Raw genomic sequence first — 9,217 nt, forward strand, 5'->3', positions numbered from 1 at the left:
CCGCGCTCGACGCGACCCGTCACCACCGTGCCGCGGCCCGAGATCGAGAACACGTCCTCGATCGGCATCAGGAACGGCAGGTCGATCGGGCGCTCCGGCTGCGGGATGTAGCTGTCGACCGTCTCCATCAGCTTCAGAACGGCGTCGCGGCCGATCTTCGGCTCCTTGTCCTCGAGCGCCATCAGGGCCGAGCCCTTGGTGATCGGGATGTCGTCGCCGGGGAAGTCGTACTTCGAGAGGAGCTCGCGCACCTCCAGCTCGACGAGCTCGAGGAGCTCCTCGTCGTCGACCATGTCGACCTTGTTGAGGAACACCACCAGCGCCGGCACGCCGACCTGGCGGGCGAGCAGGATGTGCTCGCGGGTCTGCGGCATCGGGCCGTCGGCGGCCGACACGACCAGGATCGCGCCGTCCATCTGGGCCGCGCCCGTGATCATGTTCTTCACGTAGTCGGCGTGGCCGGGGCAGTCGACGTGGGCGTAGTGGCGGTTGGTGGTCTCGTACTCGACGTGGGCGGTCGAGATCGTGATGCCGCGCGCCTTCTCCTCGGGGGCCTTGTCGATCTGGTCGTAGGCCGTGAAGGTCGCGCCGCCGCTCTCGGCCAGAACCTTCGTGATCGCCGCCGTCAGCGAGGTCTTGCCGTGGTCTACGTGGCCGATCGTGCCGATGTTGCAGTGCGGCTTGGTACGGCTGAACTTTTCCTTGCCCATAGGGGCCTCCTTATCGTCTGAGTCTGGTTATGAGGACGTTCGCGGTACGCTTCAGGCGTACTTGGCCATTAGGCGTACTTGGCAATGACCTTGTCGGCCTCGCCGCGCGGCACTTCCTCGTAGTGGTCGAACTGCATGGTGAAGTTCGCCCGGCCCTGCGACATGGAGCGCAGGTTGTTCACGTAGCCGAACATGTTGGCCAGCGGCACCATCGCGTTGATGACGTTGGCGTTGCCGCGCATGTCCTGGCCCTGGATCTGGCCGCGGCGGGAATTCAGGTCGCCGATGACCGAGCCGGTGTAGTCCTCAGGGCTCACCACCTCGACCTTCATCACCGGCTCCAGCAGCACCGAGCCGCCCTTCTGGAGCGCCTCGCGGAAGGCGGCGCGGGAGGCGATCTCGAAGGCGAGCGCCGAGGAGTCGACGTCGTGGTAGGCGCCGTCGACCAGCTCCACCTTCACGTCCACCACCGGGAAGCCCGCGAGCACGCCCGCGCCCAGGACCGAGTTGAGGCCCTTCTCGACGCCCGGGATGTACTCCTTCGGCACCGCGCCGCCGACGATCTTCGACTCGAAGGCGAAGCCGGCGCCCGGCTCGTTCGGCTCGACCACGAACTTCACGCGGGCGAACTGACCGGTACCGCCGGTCTGCTTCTTGTGCGTGTAGTCGATCTCCTGACGGCGGGTCAGCTTCTCGCGGTACGCCACCTGCGGCTGGCCGATATTCGCATCGACCTTGTAGGTGCGGCGCAGGATGTCGACCTTGATGTCCAGGTGGAGCTCGCCCATCCCGCGCAGGATGGTCTGGCCCGATTCCTGATCCGTGGAGACCCGGAAGGACGGGTCCTCGGCGGCGAGCTTCTGGAGCGCGATGCCGAGCTTCTCCTGGTCGGCCTTCGACTTCGGCTCGACGGCGATCTCGATGACGGGCTCGGGGAACTCCATCCGCTCGAGGATCACGGCCTTGTTCGGGTCGCACAGGGTGTCGCCGGTGCGGGTGTCCTTGAGGCCGGCCAGAGCGACGATGTCGCCCGCGAAGGCTTCCTTGATGTCCTCACGGTTGTTGGCATGCATCAGGAGCATGCGGCCGACGCGCTCCTTCTTGTCGCGGGTCGAGTTGATGACGTTGGCGCCCGAATCGACCTTGCCCGAGTACACGCGGCAGAAGGTGATCGTGCCGACGTGGGGGTCGTCCATGATCTTGAAGGCGAGCATGGAGAAGGGATCCGAGTCGAGCGGACGCCGGACGGTCTCCTCCTCGGTCTTGAAGTCGATGCCCTTGATCTCGCCGCGGTCGGCGGGGGAGGGCAGGTAGTCGACGACGGCGTCGAGGAGCGGCTGGACGCCCTTGTTCTTGAAGGCCGAGCCGCAGAGCACCGGGTGGAAGGCGCGCAGCTGCACGGCCTTGCGCACCAGCAGGCGCATCGTGTCCTCGCTCGGCTCGGTGCCGTCGAGGTAGGCGGCCATGGCGTCGTCGTCGAGCTCGACACAGGCCTCGACCAGCTTGGTGCGGTACTCGACGGCCTGGTCCTTGAGGTCGGCCGGGATCTCGGTCTCGTTGAAGTTGGCGCCCAGCGCCTCGCCCGACCAGACGATCGCCTTCATCTTGATGAGGTCGATCACGCCCTGGAAGTTCGACTCGGCACCGATCGGCAGCTGCAGGCAGACGGGCTTGCCGGCGACGCGGTCGATGATGTCGGCCACGCACTTGAAGAAGTCGGCGCCGATCTTGTCCATCTTGTTGACGAACACGACGCGCGGGACGTCGTACTTGTCGGCCTGGCGCCACACCGTCTCGGTCTGGGGCTCCACGCCCTGGTTGCCGTCGAGCACGCAGACGGCGCCGTCGAGCACGCGGAGCGAGCGCTCCACCTCGATGGTGAAGTCGACGTGGCCGGGGGTGTCGATGATGTTCAGGCGCTTGTCGCGCCAGAAGCACGTCGTCGCGGCGGACGTGATCGTGATGCCGCGCTCCTGCTCCTGCTCCATCCAGTCCATCGTGGCGGCGCCCTCATGGACCTCGCCGATCTTGTGGGACTTTCCGGTGTAGTAGAGGATCCGCTCGGTCGTCGTGGTCTTGCCGGCATCGATGTGGGCCATGATGCCGAAGTTGCGGTAGTCCTCGATCGCGTGCGTGCGGGGCATCGGGGTCTCTCCGGATAGGGGCGGACAGGCGCACCCCCTTGGGTGCGCCTCAGCGAATTACCAGCGGTAGTGCGAGAAGGCGCGGTTGGCCTCGGCCATCCGGTGGGTGTCCTCGCGCTTCTTCACGGCGTTGCCGCGGTTGTTGGCGGCGTCGAGGAGTTCCGCGGACAGGCGCTCGACCATGGTGCGGTCGTTGCGCGAGCGGGCGGCCTGGATCAGCCAGCGGATCGCCAGCGCCTGGCGGCGCTCGGTGCGCACCTCGACGGGGACCTGGTAGGTCGCGCCGCCGACGCGGCGGGAGCGGACCTCGATCGCCGGGGCGACGTTGTCGAGGGCGGCGCGGAAGACCTCGATCGGGTTGGCGCGGGCGCGGTTCTCGACGATGTCGAAGGCGCCGTAGACGATCCGCTCGGCGGTCGACTTCTTGCCCTCGTACATGATCGAGTTCATGAACTTCGTGAGGACCACGTCACCGTACTTCGGGTCCGGGATGATCTCACGCTTCTCGGCAGAGTGACGACGGGACATTGTTTGTGACTTTCGAAAAATATGATCTTAAGCGCCTCACGCAGGCCGCCTTTCTCCTCTGGAGCGGCAGCATCCTTGTGAGGCCGTGGAAAGCAGTCCGGCCTTGGTCCGAAAAAACTTACTTCGGACGCTTGGCGCCGTACTTCGAGCGGCGCTGCTTGCGGTTCTTGACGCCCTGGGTGTCGAGCACGCCGCGCAGGATGTGGTAGCGCACGCCCGGAAGGTCCTTCACGCGGCCGCCGCGGATCATCACCACGGAGTGCTCCTGAAGGTTGTGGCCCTCGCCCGGGATGTAGCCGATGACCTCGAAGCCGTTGGTCAGGCGGACCTTGGCCACCTTACGCAGAGCCGAGTTCGGCTTCTTCGGGGTCGTCGTGTAGACGCGGGTGCAGACGCCGCGCTTCTGCGGGCAGGCGTTCAGCGCCGGCACCTTGTTGCGGCTCCGCTGGATCTTGCGCGGCTGCGCGATCAGCTGGTTGATCGTCGGCATTCTCTGCCCTCTTCCTGCGGATCGCCTGCCGGGCGATCCTGTCCCGTCGTGACGCCCCTCGCGGGGCTTGGTGTGGCGGCCGCGGCTAAAACCTTGGCCGTCACGTCGCAAAACGAATATGCGCCAGGGGTCGCGAAACCCTTGGCGCGCTGTCGGCAGAGGAGCACGACCGGTACAGGCGCGCTCGTACCTACGGATCTGACGAAGCGTCAGGCGATGTGAGCCTCCGGAGCCTTTGGGCGCGATGGCGGAGCGGTGAAATTCCGTCCGCGGCAGCCCTGTGCCGTCCGAAGTGGCGCGCTTCTAGACGCGCCAGGGCCGGTCGTCAATGCATGAGGCTGCGTTTTCTCGTCCCTGTGGTCCGTTAACGCGCGGTTTCCGGGCGCCCCCTCCCCGCTCTGGGACGGTACGGACCGGTAACGCTCACCAATGATTAAAGCGACTCGGCGAAATGTCCGGATCGCGGGGCGCCGTCGTGAGCGCGCCGGATGCGTTCAGCGTGCCAGGGTGATGCGTATGGGTCTCGTCTCGACGGCGTCCGACAACGTGGTTCCGTTCCGCCGCCCCCTGAAGACCCCGGCCGCCGTGCTCGGCGACGGCGTCCGCGAGGGCCAGATCCGCCGCCGCAGCGAGCAGCGCAGCCTGATGGACGCGGTCTACGCGGGCGGCAGCCTGCTGGTGGCGGCCGAGGATCGCGAGACCAAGGTCACGGCCTCGCGGCTGCAGGTCTACGGCTTCCTCGGCATCGAGGAGGTGCTAGAGGACGGCACGCGCCGCCGTCTCCGCCCCTCCGAATCGGTGCGGGCCAAGGGCGACCGGCCCTGGCGCCTCTCCAAGCCCGCCTTCGGTGCCCTGGCGGTCACGGTCCCGGCGATCGACGACTTCCTGTTCGAGCCCACCGGCCACCGCGCCTGAGTCGCGGATCCCAAAGGTCGAGACCTTTGGCGGGTCCAGGGCGGAGCCCTGGTCGGCGAAGCTACCAAGCTCGGGGCCAAGCTCGGGGCTTTGCCCCGAGGCCCCGCCTGCAGCGCCTTTAGGCGCCGAAAGGGCCTGATGCCCTTGGGGATCCCCCACATGAAGAAGCCCGCCGGACCAGCGGTCCGGCGGGCTTCTTCATGTCCGGCTTTGCCGGAACTATGGCCGGCGCCTGGCTCAGGCCTCGCCCTCGTCGAGGTCGTCGGCGGTGGGCGTGGCGTTCTCGAGGATCTTGTCGGCGACGAGGCCGGAGTTCTGGCGGATCGCCGCCTCGATCTTGTTGGCCACCTCGGGGTTGTCGCGCAGGAACCCCTTCGAGTTCTCGCGGCCCTGACCGAGGCGCTGGCTGTTGTGGGAGAACCACGCGCCCGACTTCTCGACGATGCCGGCCTTCACGCCGAGGTCGATCAGCTCGCCGACCTTCGAGATGCCCTCGCCGAACATGATGTCGAACTCGACCTGCTTGAAGGGCGGCGCGACCTTGTTCTTGACCACCTTGACGCGGACTTGGTTGCCGATGGCCTCGTCGCGATCCTTCAGGGTCGAGACGCGGCGGATGTCGAGGCGCACCGAGGCGTAGAACTTCAGCGCGTTGCCGCCCGTGGTCGTCTCGGGGGAGCCGTACATCACGCCGATCTTCATCCGGATCTGGTTGATGAAGATCACCATGCACTTCGAGCGCGAGATCGAGCCGGTGAGCTTGCGCAGCGCCTGGGACATCAGGCGGGCCTGCAGGCCGGGCTGGCTCTCGCCCATCTCGCCCTCGATCTCGGCGCGCGGCGTGAGGGCCGCCACCGAATCGACCACCAGCACGTCGATGGCGCCCGAGCGCACCAGCGTGTCGGTGATCTCGAGCGCCTGCTCGCCCGTGTCGGGCTGTGAGATCAGCAGGTCGTCGAGGTTGACGCCGAGCTTGCGCGCGTAGACCGGGTCGAGGGCGTGCTCAGCGTCCACGAAGGCGCAGACGCCGCCCTTCTTCTGGGCCTCGGCGATGGTGTGGAGCGCGAGCGTGGTCTTGCCGGACGATTCCGGCCCGTAGACCTCGATCACGCGGCCGCGCGGCAGGCCGCCGACGCCGAGCGCGATGTCGAGGCCGAGCGAGCCCGTCGAGACCGTCTCGACCTCGGTCACCTGCTGGTTCTTGCCGAGCCGCATGATCGAGCCCTTGCCGAAGGCGCGCTCGATCTGGGACAGGGCGGCGTCGATCGCCTTCGACTTGTCCTTGTCCATGCTGGGCGTATCCACCACTTTCAGTGCGGGCTGGGCCATCTCGGCGGCATCCTTATGCGGGTGTCGGGCGCCGTTCGCAATCGCGCCCCGGCTGGCATTTATGTACCTGTTTTGTTCTCGTTCCGCAAGGGCCGCGAGGGCTCGGTCGGGGCCCTGGACACAGGGGTGGAGCTGCACGAGGGGAGGCCGCAGACGGTCCGGGCCGTCATTCCCCGGGGCCGCGGCGCGGAACCCGGAGCGTACGGCGTGGCGGTTCATGCCGGCCGGGGGCGCGGCCGGATATTCCCGCTCCGGTTGTACTGTGCTCGCGGGAAGCAATCGGGAAAGAAGAGTTTATAATTATTCGAACTCTATCATGTTGATTTTGCGATACGTCGTCCAGCAAACGAATTCATCCGGACGCTTCATCCTCGGCCCGCCCTTGCCTCCGCCGGCCGTACCGCGCTGATCGGCCGGGCGGCGGGACCTCGACGGCTCCCGCGAACGGCTGGGAGCGCGGGTTATGGCGGGAGCGGGCAGGGGCGGACGGGTGCGCGCGGCGGCCCTCCTCGGCGGGATCGCGCCGTTCTGCCTCGCGGCGGCCCAGGCGGAGACGGCCGAGGACGAGGTCGTCCTCTCGGAACTGTCCGTCGTCGGGATCGGGCCGGGGCCCGGCGAGGTGGCGACGGGGCCCGTCGCCGGCTACCGGGCCAGCCGCACGGGCACCGCCACCCGCACCGACACGCCGCTGCGCGACGTGCCCCAGTCGATCCAGGTGGTGCCGCGCGAGGTGCTGGTCGATCAGCAGGACATCCGCCTCGCCGACGCGGTCCAGAACGTCAGCAACGTGCAGTCCGGCGGCACCATCCAGGGCCGCTCCGACACCTTCGTCATCCGCGGCTTCCGCACGCAGACCTACGCCGTGGACGGCGTGCTGCTGAGCCAGGCCAACACCTTCAACACCACCCAGCGCGACCTCGCCGACGTCGAGCGCATCGAGGTTCTGAAGGGGCCGGCCTCCGTGCTCTACGGGCGCGGCGATCCCGGCGGCCTCGTCAACGTCGTCACCCGCCGGCCCACGATCCTGCCCTCCGGCGAGCTGACGGCGCAGGGCGGCAGCTTCGGATTCGCGCGCCTGCAGGGGACGGTGTCGGGCGCGCTGCCCGGCGCCGAGGGGCTCGCCGGCCGGGTCAGCTTCGCGGCGCAGGACGACCCGACCTTCCGCAATTTCGGCGACCGCTCGAACAGCCGCACCTTCGTGGCGCCCGCCTTCTCCTGGACGCCCGCCCCGGACACCCGCGTCGAGCTGCTGGCGGAGCTGACCCGGCAGGACACGCAGTACGACGAGGGCCTGATCGCCCGCAACGGCCGGGTGCCGCTCGACGACATCCGCCGGTACTACGGCACGACCAACTCGCGCTACAACGCGCAATCGAACTTCGTCACGCTCCGGGCCGAGCACGACCTCACCCCGGACCTGACCCTGCGCCAGGTCATCAACGTCCAGTCCGGCGGCTTCGACGTCTTCGCGGTCCGCGCCACCGGCCTCACGGCGGCCGACACCCAGGTCACGCGCCGGGGCACGGCGGTCGAGAACGGTTTCGCGGCGATCGACACGCAGAGCGAGGCGGTGGCGAAGTTCGACCTGTTCGGCCTCCGCAACACGCTTCTGGCGGGTTTCGAGTACACCCGCGGCTTCCGCAGCTCCTACGCGCAGCAATCCACCTTCAGCCCCACCAGCTTCCTCTTCCCGGTCCCCGGCGGCACGTTCGGCGCCTTCGGCTTCCAGAGCGACATCCGGCAGAGCACCGAGCTGTACGGGATCTATCTCCAGGACCAGATCGATCTCGGCGCCGGCGTGCAGCTCCTGCTCGGCACGCGCATCGATGCCGGGAGCCAGTTCTATTTCAACCGGTTGCCGACCACCCGCACCGTCCCGCCGGACCAGGCGCTGCTCGGCTTCTCGCCGCGGGTCGGCCTGCTCTACCGGCCGGTCGAGCCGCTGACGCTCTACGCGAGCTACACGACCTCGTTCAAGCCGCAGACGGACAGCGTGCTGAACGTCTCGAACCCGCCCCCCGAGACCGGGGTGCAGTACGAGGTCGGGGCGCGCTACGACCTGATCCCCTCGCTCCTCACGGTGAGCGCCGCCGCCTTCAGCATCACCCGGCAGAACGTCGCGGCGACCGATCCGGTCAATTCCGGCTTCTCGGTGATCACCGGCGCGCAGCACTCCGAGGGTCTGGAGCTCGACATCGCGGGTGAGATCCTGCCGGGCTGGAAGATCATCGGCGGCCTCGGCTATCTCGACGCCCGGATCGCGAAGGACACGACCTTCACGGTCGGCAACCGGCTCATCGGCGCGCCCGAATTCAGCGGCAGCGTCTGGTCGACCTACCAGATTCAGGCGGGGGCGTGGCGCGGCCTCGGCTTCGGCGCGGGCGTCACCCACGTGGGCAGGCGGGCGGGCGACCTCAACAACAGCTTCTTCGTCGGCGCCTATACCCGCCTCGACGCGGCGCTGTTCTACGATTTCGAGCGCTACCGCTTCGCGATCAACGCGCGCAACCTCACGGATGCGCGCTACATCGAGCAGCCGTTCAACCCGACCAACAACCTGCCCGGCGCGCCGCTGACCGTGCTGGCGACGATCACCGCGCGGATGTGAGAGGCGCCGGGCTCGACCGGAGAGGGCGCGCGCGCCGCTTCCTCCCCCTTTGCGGGCAGGGCGATCGCAGATGGCGGGGGTCGTCTCCGAGATCGCCACTGGAACCGCGCCGCGCCCCCTCTCCCATAGGGAGAGGGCTGGGGTGAGGGGTATGACGTATCAGGACCGAGCACGCCGTCGACGCGCGTTCAGCGCCGCGTCCTTTCCGGCGGCGTCATACCCCTCACCCGGCTTTCTGCGAAAGCAGACCTCTCCCTATGGGAGAGGGGACCCGCGCCTGACCGGGGTTAGGCTCGCCCGGCATATGCGATCGCCCTGCCTCTGCGGGGGAGGGGCGGCGCGGACCCTGCACCTCTCCTATGACAGAAGTCTTGACATGCGGGAACAAAGCATGCACAAACCTGCCCACGCGCCGCCCCGGCGCCGCGGCGGGTCCTGCATCCCGCCGCGGCGTTGGCAGGGAGCCTGATCCGGATGACCGCCGGAGCGGGTC

Annotated in this window: 7 protein-coding genes; 2 read left to right on the forward strand and 5 right to left on the reverse strand. The window is 68.1% G+C overall.

The window, feature by feature from the left end; translation table 11 throughout:
• The 4 genes from MFF56_RS31475 to rpsL all read right to left on the reverse strand — a co-directional run.
• Positions 1 to 710 (reverse strand): elongation factor Tu (locus MFF56_RS31475; RefSeq protein ID WP_238232158.1); only part of this gene is annotated, 710 nt, incomplete at its 3' end.
• A gap of 68 nt (positions 711 to 778) precedes the next feature.
• The gene (fusA, locus tag MFF56_RS31480; protein ID WP_066927116.1) at positions 779 to 2,854 is read right to left on the reverse strand and encodes an elongation factor G; all 2,076 of its coding nucleotides are present in this window, start codon (positions 2,852 to 2,854) and stop codon (positions 779 to 781) included.
• A 57-nt stretch (positions 2,855 to 2,911) separates the two neighbouring features.
• On the reverse strand, positions 2,912 to 3,382 hold the full coding sequence (rpsG, locus tag MFF56_RS31485; RefSeq protein ID WP_066927119.1) for a 30S ribosomal protein S7: 471 nt from the start codon (positions 3,380 to 3,382) through the stop codon (positions 2,912 to 2,914).
• 118 nt (positions 3,383 to 3,500) lie between these two features.
• Entirely contained in the window at positions 3,501 to 3,872 is a 372-nt protein-coding gene (gene rpsL, locus MFF56_RS31490; protein WP_066927123.1) for a 30S ribosomal protein S12, read from the reverse strand.
• 516 nt (positions 3,873 to 4,388) lie between these two features.
• On the opposite strand from rpsL, the gene MFF56_RS31495 reads away from it, so the two are divergent.
• Positions 4,389 to 4,787 (forward strand): hypothetical protein, encoded by a 399-nt coding sequence (locus MFF56_RS31495; protein WP_156454004.1) that lies wholly within the window; start codon positions 4,389 to 4,391, stop codon positions 4,785 to 4,787.
• 237 nt (positions 4,788 to 5,024) lie between these two features.
• Here MFF56_RS31495 and recA read toward each other — a convergent pair whose 3' ends face one another.
• Positions 5,025 to 6,116, reverse strand: a complete 1,092-nt coding sequence (recA, locus tag MFF56_RS31500) for a recombinase RecA (protein WP_066927127.1) — start codon at positions 6,114 to 6,116, stop codon at positions 5,025 to 5,027.
• A 463-nt stretch (positions 6,117 to 6,579) separates the two neighbouring features.
• Between recA and MFF56_RS31505 the strand changes: the two genes are divergently transcribed.
• Positions 6,580 to 8,724, forward strand: a complete 2,145-nt coding sequence (locus MFF56_RS31505) for a TonB-dependent siderophore receptor (RefSeq protein ID WP_082773343.1) — start codon at positions 6,580 to 6,582, stop codon at positions 8,722 to 8,724.
• Positions 8,725 to 9,217: the final 493 nt, after the last annotated feature.

The organism is Methylobacterium hispanicum (assembly GCF_022179285.1).
Lineage (GTDB): Bacteria > Pseudomonadota > Alphaproteobacteria > Rhizobiales > Beijerinckiaceae > Methylobacterium > Methylobacterium hispanicum.